Origin of the sequence: Hydrogenophaga sedimenti, assembly GCF_051857515.1 — a bacterium.
GTDB lineage: Bacteria > Pseudomonadota > Gammaproteobacteria > Burkholderiales > Burkholderiaceae_C > Hydrogenophaga.
Genome location: NZ_JBPZHA010000009.1, coordinates 1 through 16,825, shown reverse-complemented (window position 1 = coordinate 16,825; position 16,825 = coordinate 1). Strand labels below are relative to the sequence as shown.

At 68.7% G+C, this 16,825-nt stretch carries 13 protein-coding genes and 4 riboswitches; of the genes, 1 reads left to right on the top strand and 12 read right to left on the bottom strand.

Features of this window, described 5'->3' with window-relative positions:
• The 6 genes from ACS5NL_RS15115 to ACS5NL_RS15090 all read right to left on the bottom strand — a co-directional run bounded on the left by ACS5NL_RS15115 (nt 1) and on the right by ACS5NL_RS15090 (nt 7,461).
• A complete protein-coding gene (locus ACS5NL_RS15115) occupies nt 1-606 on the bottom strand; it encodes a glutathione S-transferase (RefSeq protein ID WP_439354748.1) in 606 nt (201 codons plus the stop codon).
• A 21-nt stretch (nt 607-627) separates the two neighbouring features.
• Nucleotides 628-2,568: a B12-binding domain-containing radical SAM protein gene (locus ACS5NL_RS15110; protein WP_439354747.1), complete on the bottom strand. Its 1,941-nt coding sequence runs from the start codon at nt 2,566-2,568 to the stop codon at nt 628-630.
• A gap of 62 nt (nt 2,569-2,630) precedes the next feature.
• Nucleotides 2,631-3,635 carry a hypothetical protein gene (locus tag ACS5NL_RS15105; RefSeq protein ID WP_439354746.1) on the bottom strand — a complete coding sequence of 335 codons (1,005 nt, stop codon included), beginning with the start codon at nt 3,633-3,635 and terminating at the stop codon, nt 2,631-2,633.
• A 79-nt stretch (nt 3,636-3,714) separates the two neighbouring features.
• The gene (locus ACS5NL_RS15100; protein WP_439354745.1) at nt 3,715-4,968 is read right to left on the bottom strand and encodes a D-amino acid dehydrogenase; all 1,254 of its coding nucleotides are present in this window, start codon (nt 4,966-4,968) and stop codon (nt 3,715-3,717) included.
• Between the two features lie 60 nt (nt 4,969-5,028).
• A riboswitch (glycine riboswitch) is annotated at nt 5,029-5,145 on the bottom strand.
• Between the two features lie 23 nt (nt 5,146-5,168).
• A riboswitch (glycine riboswitch) is annotated at nt 5,169-5,260 on the bottom strand.
• Nucleotides 5,261-5,268: 8 nt separating this feature from the next.
• Nucleotides 5,269-6,267, bottom strand: coding sequence for a Bug family tripartite tricarboxylate transporter substrate binding protein (locus tag ACS5NL_RS15095; protein WP_439354744.1), 999 nt, complete (start codon nt 6,265-6,267; stop codon nt 5,269-5,271).
• A gap of 18 nt (nt 6,268-6,285) precedes the next feature.
• Nucleotides 6,286-7,461 (bottom strand): M20 aminoacylase family protein, encoded by a 1,176-nt coding sequence (locus tag ACS5NL_RS15090; RefSeq protein WP_439354743.1) that lies wholly within the window; start codon nt 7,459-7,461, stop codon nt 6,286-6,288.
• A gap of 106 nt (nt 7,462-7,567) precedes the next feature.
• Here ACS5NL_RS15090 and ACS5NL_RS15085 point away from each other — a divergent pair, with 106 nt between their 5' ends.
• Nucleotides 7,568-8,491 (top strand): LysR family transcriptional regulator, encoded by a 924-nt coding sequence (locus ACS5NL_RS15085; protein WP_439354742.1) that lies wholly within the window; start codon nt 7,568-7,570, stop codon nt 8,489-8,491.
• On the opposite strand, the gene gcvP is transcribed toward ACS5NL_RS15085, so the two are convergent.
• The 6 genes from gcvP to ACS5NL_RS15055 form a co-directional block, all read right to left on the bottom strand.
• Nucleotides 8,437-11,421 carry an aminomethyl-transferring glycine dehydrogenase gene (gene gcvP, locus ACS5NL_RS15080; protein ID WP_439354741.1) on the bottom strand — a complete coding sequence of 995 codons (2,985 nt, stop codon included), beginning with the start codon at nt 11,419-11,421 and terminating at the stop codon, nt 8,437-8,439. The two genes, ACS5NL_RS15085 and gcvP, sit on opposite strands and share 55 nt — an antisense overlap.
• Nucleotides 11,422-11,571: 150 nt before the next feature.
• Nucleotides 11,572-11,943 (bottom strand): glycine cleavage system protein GcvH, encoded by a 372-nt coding sequence (gene gcvH, locus ACS5NL_RS15075; RefSeq protein ID WP_439354740.1) that lies wholly within the window; start codon nt 11,941-11,943, stop codon nt 11,572-11,574.
• A 60-nt stretch (nt 11,944-12,003) separates the two neighbouring features.
• Entirely contained in the window at nt 12,004-13,131 is a 1,128-nt protein-coding gene (gene gcvT, locus ACS5NL_RS15070; protein WP_439354739.1) for a glycine cleavage system aminomethyltransferase GcvT, read from the bottom strand.
• Nucleotides 13,132-13,199: 68 nt separating this feature from the next.
• Nucleotides 13,200-13,303: riboswitch (glycine riboswitch) on the bottom strand.
• Between the two features lie 12 nt (nt 13,304-13,315).
• Nucleotides 13,316-13,416: riboswitch (glycine riboswitch) on the bottom strand.
• A 50-nt stretch (nt 13,417-13,466) separates the two neighbouring features.
• Complete coding sequence (locus ACS5NL_RS15065; RefSeq protein WP_439354738.1) at nt 13,467-13,997, bottom strand: hypothetical protein; 531 nt, start codon at nt 13,995-13,997, stop codon at nt 13,467-13,469.
• 80 nt (nt 13,998-14,077) lie between these two features.
• Nucleotides 14,078-15,376: an ABC transporter substrate-binding protein gene (locus tag ACS5NL_RS15060; RefSeq protein ID WP_439354737.1), complete on the bottom strand. Its 1,299-nt coding sequence runs from the start codon at nt 15,374-15,376 to the stop codon at nt 14,078-14,080.
• On the bottom strand, nt 15,373-16,692 hold the full coding sequence (locus ACS5NL_RS15055; RefSeq protein WP_439354736.1) for a TAXI family TRAP transporter solute-binding subunit: 1,320 nt from the start codon (nt 16,690-16,692) through the stop codon (nt 15,373-15,375). Before ACS5NL_RS15055 ends, ACS5NL_RS15060 begins: the two co-directional genes overlap by 4 nt.
• Between the last annotated feature and the right edge of the window lie 133 nt (nt 16,693-16,825).

The window sequence follows — 16,825 nt, the reverse complement described above, 5'->3', positions numbered from 1 at the left end:
TCAGCCTGCGCGGTAGGTGCTGTCCCCGTGCGGCGCCGCCGCGAAGGCGGGCTGCGCCTCGGCGCGCGCTGAAAACGCGACCAGGTTCGGGTAGCGCGCGGCAGGCACCACGTCCGGCACCATCTTCTGGATGAACTCCCAGGCGACGGCGGTGCTCACGCCGGCCTGGTCCAGGGCGGTCGGCATGGCCTGCTCCAGCCCGTCGCAGGCGGCCAGCAACTGGCCGGTGACCCGGTCCAGCCAGGGCTGGTGCAGTTTGTCGGCCGGCCGCAGGCCATGCTCATAGACGATCTGCACCGCCTTCTCGCAGGCGGCCAGGGCCAGGCCCACGGTGCGCAGCGACCGGGCCAGGGCCTGCGGTTCGGCGGGCAGCAGGCTGCGCCCGGCCAGCGCTTCGGCGTACTGCAGGATCAGGGTCGAGTCCATCAGCACCGTGCCGTCGTCGCACACCAGGGTGGGGGCCTTCACCACCGCGTTGGTGCGGCGGAACTCGTCGAAGCCGCGGAACACCGACAGCGACTGGTGCTCGAAGGGCAGGTCCAGCAGCTGCAGGGAAACGGCGACCCGGCGCACATAGGGCGAGTCGAGCATGCCGATCAGTTTCATGGGCTCTTTCCGATGGGGTGGTCAGTGGTGTGCCGCCAGCGCCTTGGCGATCTTGCCGCGCTTGACCGTGGGCTTGGGTACCTGACACGGCAGGTGCTCGAACCAGCGGCGCACGTCGTCTTCCACGCACAGGCCGTGCATGTAGTTGTAGATCGCCTTGCGCAGGCCCTCGCCCAGCACGTTGTGGTCGACGCCGGGTGGCATGGGCGTGGGGTCGGTGAAGCCGATGTCGTTCTTGGCGAACGTGACCTCGGGCAGCGGGATCAGCTCGATGCCGTAGGCCGCCGGATCCAGGCCGACCGGTGAATGCACGGTACAGCTGAAGCGGTGGAAGAAGCCGCTCTGGATGCAGCCGGCCTCGAACAGCTGGCGCACGTATTCGAGCGCGTCCACCGTGTCCTGCAGCGTCTGCGTCGGAAAGCCGTACATCAGGTAGGCGTGCACCAGGATGCCGGCGTCGGTGAAGCCCTTGGTGACGCGCGCCACCTGCTCGACGCTCACGCCTTTTTTCATCAGGTTGAGCAGCCGGTCGCTGGCCACTTCCAGCCCGCCGCTCATGGCGATGCAGCCGCTTTGCGCCAGCAGTTCGGCCAGCTCGGGCGTGAAGGTCTTTTCGAAACGGATGTTGCCCCACCAGCTGATCTGCAGGTCGCGGCGGATCAGCTCTTCGGCCAGCGCCTTGAGCGCCTTGGGCGGTGCCGCTTCATCCACGAAATGGAAGCCGGTCTGGCCGGTCTCTTCGACGATCTGCTGGATGCGGTCGGCCAGTTTTTCCGCGGTGGCGGTTTCGTAGCGGCCGATGTAGTCCAGGCTCACGTCGCAGAAGCTGCACTTCTTCCAGTAGCAGCCGTGCGCCACGGTGAGCTTGTTCCAGCGGCCGTCGCTCCAGAGCCGGTGCATGGGGTTGAGCATGTCGAGCAGGCTCAGGTAACGCTCGATCGGCAGGCCGTCCCAGGTGGGCGTGCCGACGTCCTCGAACGGGATGTCGGGCTCGGCCAGGTTGATGTACTTCACCGTGCCGTTGTCCAGCACAAAAGTCCGCTGCAGGCGCTGGCGGCCACGTTCGCCGCGCAGGTGCTCGATCAGCGAGAGCACAGGGCGCTCGCCCGCGTCCAGCGTCACGAAATCGACGAAGTCGAACACCCGCGGGTCTTTCAGTTCGCGCAGCTCGGTGTTGACGAAACCGCCGCCCAGGCCGATGCGGATGTGCGGGTTGTGCTGCTTGATGGTCTGCGCGATGCGCAGCGCCGCGTACATGGCGCCCGGGAAGGGCACGGACAGCAGCACCAGGGTGGGCTGGTGGCGGTGGATGGCGGCCAGCGCCAGGTCGTGCAGCAGTTCGTCCACCAGGGTGGGCGGCGCCGCCAGCGCGTGTGCCAGGGGGTCGAAGCTGGGCTGGCTGCTGGCCAGGGACTCGGCGTAACGCACGAACTCGAAGCGTTCGTCGGCCGCATCGCGGATCACGTCCGACAGGTCGTTGAGGTAGAGCGTGCACAGGTGGCGCGCCTTGTCCTGCACGCCCAGGGCGCCGAAGGCCCAGCCCAGCGGGTCGCCGCTGCCGTCGCTTTCGTCCAGGCTTTGGTAGTTGTCCAGCGCCATGAAACGCGGCCCTTCGGGCAGCAGGCCGCGCGCAGCGATGCGGTAGGCCAGCGTCGAGTCGCGCCCCTGCAGGTAGGCAATGGCCGGGCCGATGGTGGCGCGGTAGCTCTCGAACTGGTCGAGGAAGTTGTGCACGCTGCCCGTGCGCCGGGCTTCAGGCTGCGCCAGCGCGCAGCCGCGCAAGGCTTCAAGCCCCGCAGGCGTGAACAGCCGCAGCACCAGCGCCAGTGCCAGGTCTTCCTGCACCGCGTCGATGCCGCGAGAACGCAGGAAGCCGGTGAGGTAGGCGGTGGAGGGGTAGGGCGTGTTGAGCTGCGTCATCGGGGGGATGAGGCTCAGCACGCGGAAGGCGGGGCTGGTCATGCCCCGATTGTGTCGGCAAAACGCCGCGGCGGCTGGCGCGCCACCGCTGCACCAGGGCCGCGTCAGTCGACCTTCACCATCACCGGCCGCACCGTGAAGACGCCCGGCTTGCGGGTGTCGACGGTGACATGGACCCAGTGGTTGTTCGGGCTGCCGAAGGTCTGCAGGCGGGTGAAGTTGGGCAGCAGGTTCAGCGGCGCGTGCAGCGGCTTGTCGAGCTTGAAGACGTGGGTGTCGCCGTGCACGAACAGCACCTGTCCTGCGAAGGCCTGGGTTTCACGGATCACGGTGTCCATCAGGTCCTTGTAGCCCGACTCGGGGCGGTTCCAGCCGCGGGTCTTGGCTTCGTCCAGCTCTTCGGTTTCGGGCAGGTCAAAGCCGGGGTCGGCCTGCAGCGTCAGCACGATGCCCTTGGCCTTGCGCTGGCGCGCCTGCGCGAAGCTCTCTTCGATCCAGCGGTTCACGGCCGCATTGCGCACGGCGTATTCGGCGTTGTCGGCTTCGCAGTCGGCGGCGGTGCGGGCGCTCTTGGCGCTGCAGTCCTTCTCGTCGAGCACGCGGTTGTTGTTGCTGCCGGCCACATTGACCTGCGCGAACACGATGCCGCCTTGGTGGAAGCGGGTGTTCTCGGCAAACGGTGCGTCCTGGTGTTCCAGCGCCAGCTTGCGGCGGCCGAAGCTGCGGCTGTCGGCGAACATGAGCTTGCGCAGCGTGTCCAGGCGTTCGAGGTTGTTCCAGCCGCCGTTGTTCTTGCGGTGGCAGTCGGTCCACTCGTTGTCGCCGGGCACGTAGACCACGGGCTTCTTCATCGCGTTGAAGGTGTTGGCGGCGCGGGTGAACACCTCGTCGGTGCAGGCCGAGCTGCCGTCCTTGATGTCGCCGTCGAAGATCGAGAAGGCGATGTCGGCGCGGTCGATGCTGCGGATCACGGCGGCCGTGGCCTGCGCATCGTTGTTCTTCTCATAGGGCATGTCGCCCCAGAGGCCGAAGCTGAAGCTGCCGGCAAAGGCGGCCGGGGCAAGGGTGGCGCTGGCGAGCAGGGAGAGCAGGTGTTTGGCGAGGGGCATGGTGGGCAAGGGTGCGGTGTGACGGATCAGCACCGCATCCTCGCGCCCGACCATGACAAGCCTGTGAAACTCCCGTGACTCAGGCGAGGGCGGTCACCGGCACGTGGCGCGGCGAGCGCTGCTGTTCCCACAAGGCCACGTGTTCCGTCAGCTGGTGCGCGGTGATGGCCGAGAGCGTCCAGCCCAGGTGGCCGTGGCCGGTGTTGTAGAACACGTTGGGCAGGCGGCCGGGGCCGACGCGGGGCAGCATGTCCGGCATCATGGGTCGCAGGCCGGCCCAGGGCTCGACGCGGCGCGTGCTCACGCCCGGGAAGCACTGGTTGACCCAGTCCACCAGCGGGCGGATGCGGTCGGCGCGGATGTCGAGGTTGTGGCCGTTGAACTCGGCCGTGCCGGCGACACGGAAACGGTCCTTGCCCAGTCGGCTGGTGACCAGCTTGGTCTCGTCGTCCAGCAGGCTGACCTGTGGCGCGGCGGCCTGGCTCGCTTCGTCGTTCAGCATCACGGTGATCGAATAGCCCTTGACCGGATAGACGTTGAGCCGGTCACCGAGCTGTGCACCCAGCGCCCGGCTGTGCACGCCGGCGCAGACCACCACCGCATCGCCGCTGACCACCTCGCCGCTGGACAGCGTGACGTGGGCGGTCTTGCCGGTGCTTTGCACGCGCGCCACGGTGTGGCCGGTCAGCAGGCGCACGCCGCGCCGCTCGCAGGCCAGGCTCAGGCCGTGGGTGTATTTGTGGATGTCGCCCGTGGAATCGCTCTCGGTGTAGAAGCCGCCGTGGTAGTCGCCGGCCAGGGTGGGTTCGATGGCGCGCATCTCGTCGGGCGTGACGGCGCGGCGCGGCAGGCCGCCGGCGGCCAGCAGCTTGGAGACTTCGGCCGCGTGGTCGAAGCCGGTCTTGTCGCGGTAGATGTGCAGGATGCCGCGCTGCTTGAGATCGAAGTCGATGCCCTCGGCCTGCGCCCAGCCGAACAGGTGTTCGCGGGCGGCAATCGCCAGCCGCGCGGTGGCGATGGTGTTCTCTCGGTACTTCGGGATGGCGGCGGCGAACTCGGCGAACCAGCTGAGCTTGTGCCACGAGGGCTTGGGGTTGACCAGCAGCGGCGCGTCGGCCTTGAGCATCCACTTGATGCCCTTGAGCAGGGTGGACGGGTGGGTCCAGGTTTCGGCGTTGGAGGCCGAGAGCTGGCCGCCGTTGGCGTGGCTGGTCTCCATGCCCGCGTAGCGGTGCTTTTCGATCAGGGTGACCTGGTGGCCCTGGCGGGCCAGGGCGTAGGCGCTGGTGACGCCGGTGATGCCGCCGCCGATGACGATGAGGTGCTGTGCCATGGAATCTCTTTCGAAGCCGTCAAACAGGGATGGGCACGCCCCGCACACCGCGTGCGGGCCATGACCCCCTCTGTTTGTGACCTGAGAGATTCACCGGCCCCCGATACGCGTCGAGGGCTGGCTTGCTCCTGCGGTGGGCCGGGGGACGAATCCCAGCCACTCTTCAGAGTGTCGCGCCCACGGTGAGATCCCGGGGCGCAGTGCGTCGATCGGTCCTTTTGCCTGAGAGTTTCCGGGGCGGTTGCTCCTTCGGCGCCGGTCTCGGTGGACCGGTCTCTCCCGATCGACGGAAGAAAGTGCTTATTGTGCCTGCAGTCCGATGGACTTGGCGATCGAGCGGAACTGCTGGATGCCATCGGTGTAGGCCCGGTCGGCTTCCGCCAGCGTCTGCGGACGGGGCAGCAGCTGGCTGTTGGCCTCCAGCGCCTGGTGCACGGCCGGGTCGCCCAGCGTGCCGGTGATGGCCTTGTGCAGCGCGGTGGCCACGGGGTCCGGCGTGTCCTTCTTGACGAAGTAGCCGGTCCAGATCTTGAAGGTGAAGTCCTTGAGTTGCTTGCTCTCGCTGATGGCTGGGTACTGCTTCACGCTCTCCAGCCGCTCGCTGTTGAGCATGGCCAGCACCTTCACGCGGCCTTGCTTCTGCATCTCGTCGTACTTCTTGCCGTAGGGCGCAAGAAAGAAGTCGACCTGACCGGCCATCAGGTCCTGCTCGGCCGGGGCCGCGCCCTTGTACGGCACATGGACCATCGGGATGCCGGTGACCTTGGACAGGTGCTCGCCCAGCAGGTGGTAGAACGAACCGGGGCCGACGCTGGCAAACGTCAACGGCTTGCCGTCTTTGGCGGCCTTGCGGGCGTATTCCACGAACTCGTCGACGCTGTTGACCGGCAGGTCCTTCTTGGCCAGGAAGGCGATCTGCGCGGTGGCGATCATCTGGACCAGGCGGAAGTCTTCGCTCCTGAGCTTGTTGGACGCATTCGCCAGCGGCGCCAGGATCAGTTCGTTGGGCGAGCCCTGGAACACGGTGTAGCCGTCGCTGGGGTTGCTGAGCACCTTCTGGGCCGCGATCGCACCGCTGGCGCCCCCCAGGTTCTCGATCACCACCGGCTGGCCCAGCTGTTTGCCCAGCGTGACGTTGAGCGAGCGCGCGATCACGTCCGACAGGCCGCCCGCCGGGTAGGGAACCATCAGCGTCACCGGCCTGGCGGGGAAGGTCTGTGCGATGGCGGTGCCGGCCAGGCCAAGGGTGGCCAGCGCGGCGCCGGCGACGAGGGTCTTGATGCGGATGCGAGCGTTCATGGTGGATCTCCGGGAGGGTCAGGGCTGGGTGGGGGAAAGCAGTTCCTGCACCAGTGCGATCCAGTAGGACGCGCCGGGGCCGATGTTCTGGTCGTTGAAGTCGTAGGCGGGGTTGTGGACCATGCAGGCGCCGGGCTCGCCGTCGGCGCCGTTGCCGATGAACAGGTAGCTGCCCGGCACACGTTCGAGCATGAAGGCGAAGTCCTCGCTGCCGGTCAGCATCGGGCCCTGCGGGTTGATCTGCCCGGCGGGGAAGTGCTTCTGCGCCACCGCCAGCGCGCGGGCGGTCTGCTGCGGATCGTTGACCAGCACCGCGTAGCCGGGGCGCCAGGCGATCTCGGCGCGCACGCCGAAGCTCTCGGCCTGCAGGCGGACCAGGTCCCGGATGCGCTGTTCCACGCTGCGCCGCACCTGCGGCTCCAGCGTGCGCACGCTGATCTCCAGCCGCGCCTCGGCCGGGATCACGTTGTTGGCCTCGCCGGCGTGCACCGCGCCGACCGTGACCACGGCCGGCTGCATCGGGTCAACGTGGCGCGAGACCACCGTCTGCAGCGCCATGATCAGCGAGGCCGCCGCCACCACCACGTCGGTCGCCTTGTGCGGCATGGCGCCGTGCCCTCCATGGCCGTGCAGGGTGATGGTGGCGTAGTCGGACGAGGCCATGGCCGGACCGCTGCGGAACACCAGCTGGCCCTGCGGCATGCCCGGCATGTTGTGCATCGCAAAGATGGCGTCGCAGGGGAAGCGGTCGAACAGGCCGTCTTCCATCATCTTCAGCGCCCCGCCGCCGCCTTCTTCGGCCGGCTGGAAGATCAGGTTCAGGGTGCCGTCGAACGCACCGTCCAGGGCCAGGTGCTGCGCGGCGGCCAGCAGCATGGCGGTGTGGCCGTCGTGGCCGCAGGCGTGCATCACGCCATGCGTGCAGCTGGCCCAGGCCGTGCCGCTGGCTTCCAGGATGGGCAGCGCGTCCATGTCGGCGCGCAGGCCCAGGGTGCGGTTGGAGGTGCCGCGCTTGAGTTGCCCGACCACGCCGGTGCCGCCCAGGCCGGTGGTGACGGCATAGCCCCAGGCGCCCAGCTGGGCCGCGACCAGGGCCGCGGTGCGGCGCTCCTGGAACGCCAGCTCCGGGTGTTGGTGGATGTCGCGGCGCAGGAGGGTGAACTCCTGGATGGCGGCGTCGCTGAGTCGATCCATGCAAAACGCTCCTGAAACATGAACTTTGTTGCATGTTAGAAAGCGTCTGATCTAAAGTCCAATGCATTGATCATCAACAACCCATGACTTCAAAGAGAGGTTTGGAATGACGCTGGTGCAACTGCGGCACTTCGTGGTGCTGGCCGAACTCGGGGCTTTCGTGCAGGCGGCCAAGGCCCTGTACCTCACGCAGCCCGCGCTCACGCGCAGCATCCAGGGTCTGGAAGACGAGCTGGGCGGGCGCCTGTTCGACCGTCTGGGCCGGCGCATCGCGCTCACACCGTTCGGGCACGAGGTGCTGCAACGCGCGCGCCGCCTGGTGGCCGATGCCGATGCGCTCAAGCAGACCGGCAAGGGCTTGCACGCCGGGCTGATCGGCACACTGCGCATCGGTTTGAGCTCGGGCCCGGGTGCGCTGCTGTCCACGCCGCTGATGCTGCACATGGCCGAGCACCACCCCAGGCTGCAGCTGCAGATCTCGCGCGGCAACACCAGCGTGCTGGTCGATGCGCTGCGCGACCAGCGGCTGGACGCCGCCGTGCTGGACGTGCGTTCGGTGCGGCCCTCAGCCGACCTGGAGATCGCCCAGGTGTTCGAACTGGCGGCGGGGTTTCTGGTCCGGCCGGACCACCCGCTGGCGCAGCGTGGTGCGCCCGTGGGCATCGCCGAGGTGCAGGCCTACCCGGTGGCGTCCACGCCGCTGAGCGACGAGGTGGCGCGGCAACTGATCGACCGCTACGGCCCGCAGGCCAACCCGGACGACATGGTGACCCTGCGCAACGACGAGACGCTGAGTCTGGTCGAGGTCGCGCGGCGCAGCGACGCCATCGTGCTCACGGTGAACGCCGCAGCCGAGGGTCTGGTTCGGCTGGACGTGTCGCCCCCGCTGGAGGGGTTGGCGCGCTTCGGCCTGGTCACGCTCAGCCGGCGCCAGGAGGCACCGGCCCTGCGCATCCTGCGCGAGTGGCTGACCGATCAGGCCAGTTCGCTCACCGGCACGCAGCTGCAGAACAGGTTGCGGTCGCCGTAGACGTTGTCGATGCGGCCCACCGGCGGCCAGTACTTGGCGTGCGCACGGGTCGATTGCGACGCGGCGCCGACGTCGCGGCCGTAGGGGTGCGGCCAGTCGGCCTTCATCAGGCTGTCGGCCGTGTGCGGCGCGTTCTTCAGCGGGTTGTCGTCCTGCGGCCACGCACCCTGTTCGATCTGCCGGATCTCGTCGCGGATCGCGATCATCGCGTCGATGAAGCGGTCCAGCTCTTCCAGCGTCTCGCTCTCAGTCGGTTCGACCATCAGCGTGTTGGCGACCGGGAAGCTCAGCGTGGGCGCGTGGAAGCCGTAGTCCATCAGGCGCTTGGCCACGTCCTCGGCCATCACGCCGCTGGTGTCCTTCAGCCCGCGCAGGTCCAGGATGCACTCGTGCGCCACGTGGCCGTTGGCCGAGGCGTAGAGCGTGGGGTAGTGGTCGGCCAGGCGCTTGCTGATGTAGTTGGCGGCCAGGATGGCAGCCTCGGTCGCGTGCTTGAGGCCATCGGCGCCCATCATGCGGATGTACATCCAGCTGATCGGCAGCACGGCCGCATTGCCCAGCGGGGCCGCCGAAACCGCCCCCACGCTCCACCGCTCGCGCGGGTCGCTGCCCCCCGAGGGGGCTGATCCGCCTTGGGACGGCCCGGCGGCGGATCGCTCGCCCGCGCACACGTCCACTGGCTCGGCACCCCGGCCGTGTCCGGGCAGGAAGGGCACGAGGTCGGCCACCACGCAGACCGGGCCGACGCCCGGACCGCCACCGCCGTGCGGGATGCAGAATGTCTTGTGCAGGTTCAGGTGACTCACGTCGCCGCCGAACTCGCCCGGCGCGGCCACGCCGACCAGCGCGTTCATGTTGGCGCCGTCCACGTACACGCGGCCGCCGTGCTGGTGCACCAGGGCGCAGAGTTCCTTGACCGTGGTCTCGAACACGCCGTGCGTCGAGGGGTAGGTGATCATCACCGCTGCGAGGTTGGCGCTGTGCTGTTCGCACTTGGCCTGCAGGTCGGCCATGTCCACGTTGCCGTTCTCGTCGCACTTGGTCACCACCACCTGCAGGCCCACCATCTGGGCCGAAGCCGGGTTGGTGCCGTGCGCCGACGAGGGGATCAGGCAGATGTTGCGGTGCGCTTCACCGCGCGAGGCGTGGAAGGCCCGGATGGCCAGCAGGCCGGCGTATTCGCCTTGCGACCCGGCGTTGGGCTGCAGGCTGATGCCGGCGTAGCCCGTGGCCTGGCACAGCCAGGCGCGCAGCTGTTCGTCCAGCTCCTTGTAGCCCTGCAGCTGGTTGGCCGGGGCGAAGGGGTGCACGCCCGCGAACTCCGGCCAGGTGATGGGGATCATCTCGCTGGTCGCGTTGAGCTTCATGGTGCACGAGCCCAGCGGGATCATGCTGCGGTCCAGCGCCAGGTCCTTGTCGGACAGCGCGCGGATGTAGCGCAGCATGCCGGTCTCGGAGTGGTGGCTGTCGAACACCGGGTGCGTGAGGTAGGCGCTGGTGCGGCGCAGCCCGGCCGGGATCAGCGGCTCCACATCCTTCTCGAATGCGTCGAACGTCGGCAAAGCCTGACCGTCGGCCGCGAACACCGACCACAGCAGGGCGATGTCCTCGCGCGTGGTGGTCTCGTCCAGCGACATGCTGACGTACTGGCCCCAGGAGAGGCGCAGGTTGGCGCCTTGGGTGACGGCCTTGGCCACGATGGCCTTGGCCTGGGCCGCGTCGGTGGCCTTCACGGTCAGGGTGTCGAAGGCCGAGGCGCTGGTCAGCGTGTGGCCCAGCTGCTGCAGACCGGCGGCCAGCACGGCCGTGTAGGCCGCCACGCGCTGCGCGATGCGCTTGAGGCCCTGCGGGCCGTGGTAGACGGCGTACATGCTGGCCACGACGGCCGGCAGCACCTGCGCCGTGCAGATGTTGGAGGTGGCCTTCTCGCGGCGGATGTGCTGCTCGCGCGTCTGCAGCGCCAGGCGGTAGGCCGGGTTGCCGTGGGTGTCCACGCTCACGCCGACCAGGCGGCCGGGCAGGGAGCGCTTGAACTCGTCGCGGCAGGCCATGTAGGCGGCGTGCGGGCCGCCCGCGCCCATGGGCATGCCGAAGCGCTGCGTGGTGCCGATCACGATGTCGGCGTCGAATTCGCCCGGGGGCACCAGCAGGGTCAGCGCCAGCAGGTCGGCGGCCACGATGAAGGCGGCCTGCTTGCCGTGCACGGTCTGCACCTCGGCGCGCAGGTCGTCGATGCGGCCGCTGGTGGACGGGTACTGCGCCAGCACGGCGAAGTAGTCGTCGCCCTTCAGGGCTTCGGCCCATTCGGGCGCCGAGTTGGCGAGCTTGACCGCCAGGCCCAGCGGTTTGGCGCGGGTCTGGATGACCTCGATGGTCTGCGGGTGCGCGTCGCCGGCCACCACGATGGTGTTCCCCTTGGCCTTCACCGAGCGCTTGGCCAGGGTCATGGCTTCGGCGGCGGCGGTGGCCTCGTCGAGCATCGAGGCGTTGGCGATCGCCATGCCGGTCAGGTCGGTCACCATGGTCTGGAAGTTGACCAGGGCTTCCATGCGGCCCTGAGAAATCTCGGCCTGGTAGGGCGTGTAGGCGGTGTACCAGGCGGGGTTTTCCAGCACGTTGCGCAGGATGACGCCCGGCGTGTGGGTGCCGTAGTAGCCCTGGCCGATGAAGCTCTTGAAGACCTTGTTCTTGGCCGCGATGGCCTTGAGTTCGGCCAGCGCCGCGGCCTCGGTGGTCGCGGGCGGCAGGTCCATGCCGGTGCTGCGCGCGATGCTGCGCGGCACGATGCCGTCGATCAGGGCACGGCGCGAGGCTTCGCCGATGACCGACAGCATCAGCGTTTCGTCGGCTTCGCTGATGCCGATGTGGCGGGCAATGAACTCGCTGGCGTTTTCGAGTTCACCCAGGGGTTTGACGGACGGCATCAGCATGGGAAGACCTGCAGATTGGATTGGAAACGTGAGGTGATGGACGGGTGGTTCGCGTGAGGGGAAGCGAGCCAGCGGGTGCCGCGGAACCGGCTTTGCCGGGCCGCTGGCGCCGCCCCTTGAGGGGGACGCGCGCAGCGCGGCAGGGGTGGGTCAGCCTTGCTTGGAGAAGGCGTCGTAGGCGGTGGCGTCGAGCAGGGCGTCCACTTGCGCGGCGTCGCTGAGCTTGACCTTGAAGAACCAGCCGGCGCCCAGCGGGTCGCTGTTGGCCAGCGAGGGGTCGTCGCGCAGGGCTTCGTTCACTTCGGTGATCTCGCCGCTGACGGGCATGTAGACATCGGCCGCGGCCTTGACGGACTCGACCACACCGGCCACGTCCTTCTGGGCAAAGCTCTTGCCCACTTCGGGCAGGTCGACGAACACCACGTCGCCCAGCGCGTCCTGCGCGTGGTGGGTGATGCCGACGGTGGCGATGCCGCTGTCAACGGTGATCCATTCGTGGTCTTCGGTGTACTTGGTGGTCATGGTGGGCTCCAGTGAAAAAGGTTGAAACGGGGGCAGCTTATCTGCTCCGCGACGCGGGGGTCATCCCCGGTGATAACGGTTCGGCACGAAAGGCATGGGCGCCACTTCCATCGGCACGGCCTTGCCGCGCACGATGGCGTGGACCCGCGAGCCGGTGGCGGCGAATTCGGGCGTGACGTAGCCGATGGCGACCGGCTTGTCGGCGGAGGGGCCGAGCAAGCCGCTGGTGACTTCGCCGATCTTCACGCCGTCCAGGCTCTGCAGCTCGACGTGTTCGCGCACGGGCACACGCTCCAGCGCGATCAGGCCCACGCGCTTGCGTGTCAGGGCCTCGGTGCCGTCCAGCTGGGCCAGCACGCGGGCCGCGCCCGGGAAGCCGCCGGCGCGTTCGCCGCCGGTGCGGCGCACCTTCTGCATCGCCCAGTTCAGTGCGGCCTCGACCGGCGTGGTCGTGGTGTCGATGTCGTTGCCGTACAGGCAGAGGCCGGCTTCGAGGCGCAGCGAGTTGCGCGCGCCCAGGCCGATGGGTTTGACCTCGGGCTGCGCCAGCAGGGCGCGGGCGAAAGCGTCGGCGCTGGCGGCCGGCAGGGAGATCTCGAAACCGTCTTCGCCGGTGTAGCCGCTGCGCGTGACGAACAGGTCGGCCCCGTTCCAGGTCGCGGCCATGCCGGTCATGAACACCAGCTGCTCCACACCCGCCAGCAGGCGGGCCAGCGCGGTCACGGCCTGTGGGCCTTGCAGGGCGAGCAGGGCGCGGTCGAATTGCGGGGTGACGGTGCAGCGGCCACCGATGCGGGTCTGGATGTGTGCCAGGTCGCCGTGCTTGCAGGCGCCGTTGACGATCACGAAGATGTCCGATCCCCGGTTCACGAACATCAGGTCGTCGATGATGCCGCCCTCGTCGGTCAGCAGCAGGCCGTAGCGCTGCTTGTTCAGGCCCAGGCCGATCACGTCCACCGGCATCAGCGATTCGAAGGCAGCCGCAGCGTCGGGGCCGGAGAGCGTGAGCTGGCCCATGTGCGAGACGTCGAACAGGCCGGCGGCGCTGCGGGTGTGGTGGTGTTCGGCCATCAGGCCGGCGGGGTACTGCACCGGCATGCTGTAGCCGGCAAAGGGAACCATGCGCGCACCGAGTTCGAGGTGCAGGGCGTTGAGCGGGGTCTGGAGCAGGGCGGAAGTGTCGGACACGGGCGGACTCTCGGTGATGGGGCAGATGCCATGGCACGGAGCCACAGCGACAACACGGTGCATCCGTGCGCTGCCCCCCTGTCCGCTTTACCTGAGAGATTCGCGCGGGCGATGCCGCACTTGCTCCTTCGGTGGGTGGCCGCCTGGGCCACCTCTCTCCAGTGGGGGACACCGGCCTCTCGGCCAGTGGTCATCAGTCCTTTTGCCTGAGCGTTCAGGGCCGTTGCCACGACCGCCTGCGCCTTCGGCGGCTCCCCGGGGGGAGCGCTCTCCTGATGTGTCGAGTTTACTGGAATCGATGTCGCAAAACCGGGTGCCGATGTCGTGCGCCTGTGTTAGGCGGCCGATTCCAGCAGGTGCGCCGGCAGCAGTTTGGCCAGGCGCTCGCTGATGCCGTCGGCCCGTTCGCTGCCGGCCAGTGCCTCGACGTCGGCGATCAGGGCCCGTCCCACGGCCAGCATCGCTTCGGGGCTCCGTGCCTCGCGCAGCGCTTCGCGGTAGCGGCTGGCCAGGGCCTTGTCGCGCGGCGCAAAGAGTCGCTCGCTCAGGTCGAACAGGAACATGCGGGCTGTGGCCAGCGAGCGGGTGCCGGTGAACTGTTCTCCGTGGCTCAGGGCGGTGTCTTGCGCCGCGGCGACGGCAGGGGTGTTGGCCGTCGGCGTGTCCCGCACCGGTGTGCGCCGGGCCAGAAAGCCTTGCGCGACCAGCAGGTCGATCAGGCGGCGGCCCTCGCCATCAAACAGTTCGGCCAGCCGCGCTTCGCTCTGCTGCCCGTCGGCCACCAGCAGCAGGGCACGCTCCCGCTGGCCCAGAGACCGGTTGCCCGGACGCAGCTCGTGGCGACCTTTGTCGGTCTTGATCAGCATTGTTGACTCCAACGACGAAGCGCGCACTGTGCGCGCGCCATGTGTCGGTGGTGTGAAAACGCGCGGACCGCGCAGGTCTTTCAGGCAGCGTCCGCCGCCGCCCGGATCCGCAGGCGCACCTGCTCCAGGTGCTCGCGCAGGATGTACCAGCGGTCGGTGAAATGGTCGGGCAGCTCCAGCGAGGTCACCATCCGTTCCAGCGCATCCACCCGCAGTTCGAACTGCCCGATGGTGTCTTCGCCGGGCTCGGTGAGCTGGGAGAACTCGTCTTCGAGGAACTGCAGCTCGCCATAGAAGTGCAGCAGCGCCGCTTCGACGCGCCACTCGATGTAGCGCGGTGCACGGATCACCAGCACCGAGCCCAGCAGACCCAGCGGCAGCACCACCAGCAGGACCAGCTGCGCCCATTGGGCCGTGCCATAGGGCAGCAGCGTTTCCAGCCAGGGGCGCGAACCCTGCTGGTGCAGCAATGCCTCGGGCGCGACCGGGAAGTCGCTGCCCACGGTGGTCGGATAGACACCCTGGCGTTCCAGGAAGCCGGCCATGACGTGGATCTCGTCGGCCACGTCCAGCAGTGTGCGCTGCAGGGCCGGGTGCAGCCCGGGGCGGGCCACCAGGTGCGTGAGCGTGACGGCGCTGGGCAGGTCGGTGGAGGGCAGGTTGCTGCGCAGCTCGATCGAGCCCTGCGGCATGATCACCGCACGCAGGTGCGGTGCCTTGGCCACCAGCGAGCCGACATGCTCCACCGGCAGCAGGTGAAAGCCCTCCATGCGCACCAGCGCGCCCACCGTGCGCGAGCCGCCGGTGGCCACATGCACCACCGCATCGACCCGACCTTCGGCCAGGGCCGCCACCGCCTTGTCGCCGACCTCGTCGGAGAACACCACTTCGCCGGGTGGAATGCGTGCGTGCTGCAGCAGCATCTGCGCCGCCAGCCGGTTCGACGAGCCCTCCACCGACGCCGCGATGCGGCGGTGGCGCAGGTCCGACAGGCTCTGGATGCCGTCGCGCGCGACGACCCACAGGATTTCGTGGCCGATGACCGCCAGCGTCTGGGCGCTGCTGGTGTTGTCGGCGTAGAGCCCCTGGGCGAAGGTGATGTCGATCCGGGGGCTGCTCGCACCGAGTTGTGCCAGCGGATCCTGGGGGCGCGAAAACGACACGATCTCCACCGCGATGCCAGTACGCTCCAGCCGCGCCGCGTATTCCCGCGCCAGTTCCAGATAGCTGCTCTGGGCCGGCCCGGTGCCGATCACCACGCGCTTGGGCGGCAACGGTTCCCACCACAGCAGGGTCACCGCCATCGCGGCCATCAGCAGCACGGCCAGGGGCAGGTAGATCAGCCACCAGCGGCGCCGGTAGAGCAACAGCAGCTTCATCGTCCCTGGTACTCCCGGACCTTGCCTTTGACGAAGGCCACGTGGTGCCGCAGCAGGTACCAGCGGCGGGCCAGCTCCGGCGGCAGGGACATGTCGTGCACGGACCGTTCGATGAACCGCACGCGGCCGACGATGCGGTTCAGGCCGATGCCACCCATGTCGATGGCGTCGCGGGCCAGGTCGTGCTCGATGAACTTGAGCTCGCCGTACCAGCGCGAGATGCGGCTCTCCAGCCGCCAGCGCAGCCACAGCGGAATCAGCCAGCCCAGCAGCAGCACCGCGACCAGGATCGGCAGGCCGATCACCAGCAGGCGCTGCAGCATCTGCACCCACCAGAACGGCAGGTTGCGCTCCAGGGTGCTGAGCCCGCGCCGCAGCACATGCCGGGCCTCGGAGGCGGCCGGGAAGTCGCTGTTCTGCAGCAGCGGGTACTCGCCCGCCCGGTGGAAGCTGCCCTGGCCGCCGTGCACCTTCACCGCCACGGCGGTCGCCAACCGCTTGAGCGCCGGGTCCAGCGTTTCGCTGGCCAGCAGGTGCGTGTGGGTGGTCAGGATGGCCATGTCCTGCGGCGGCTGGCCGGCGCCCAGGCTGCCCTGCGCCAGCAGCCGCCGCTCCAGGAAGTTGTTGCGGTCGGCGATGCCCGCGGTCAGCTTCAGTGCGGCCAGATGCACGCCGGGTGCCTGGACCAGTTCCCGCACCATGGGCGCCTGCGGCGACGCGACCAGGAAGACCGCGTCCAGCTGGCCCTGTTGCAGGGCCAGCACCGCGGCCGAGCCGGTCAGCGGGGACATCTGCACCGCATCCGGCGCGATCATCTGTTCCGCCAGCAGGCGCTGGAACAGCACCCGGTGGCCGCTGCCCTCGGGGCCGGCCGCGACCCGCAGGGTGCGCAGCTGGTCCAGGCTGGTGAGGTCGTTGCGGTGCGAGAACAGCCAGAGGCCTTCGATGTCGACCGCCGCCAGCGTCTGCGGATTGCTGCCGGCGGAAGCGGCTTCCGAGATGGAGTTCCAGCCGAAGCCGCCCTGCACGAAGGCCAGGTCGGCGCTGGCGGGCTCACTGCGCAGGCGGCCGAGGTTCTGCGCCGACCCCGCCGACGGCAGCACCTCGCAGGTCACGCCGTGGCGCGCGAACTCCTGCACATAACGCCGGGCAAACAGCTCGTAGGCCCCGCCTGGCAACCCGGCCGACAGGACGATCCGCGACGGTGGCATCGGGTAGACCCAGGCCCACACGAGAACGCCCAGCGCCAGCCCGAGGATCGCCAGGGGCACGCGGATCAGCAGCCAGCGTCGGCCGTACAGGTTGTGCGCATTCACGCGGGAGACTCCTAGGGATGGTGTTCAAAACCCCCGGTCAAGCCCGAATGGCATGAGCGAGGCACGACAGGAACAATGGCGTGATGACCCAACGAGAACTTGGCCTGAATCTGAGTACGCGGCGCACGCGCAA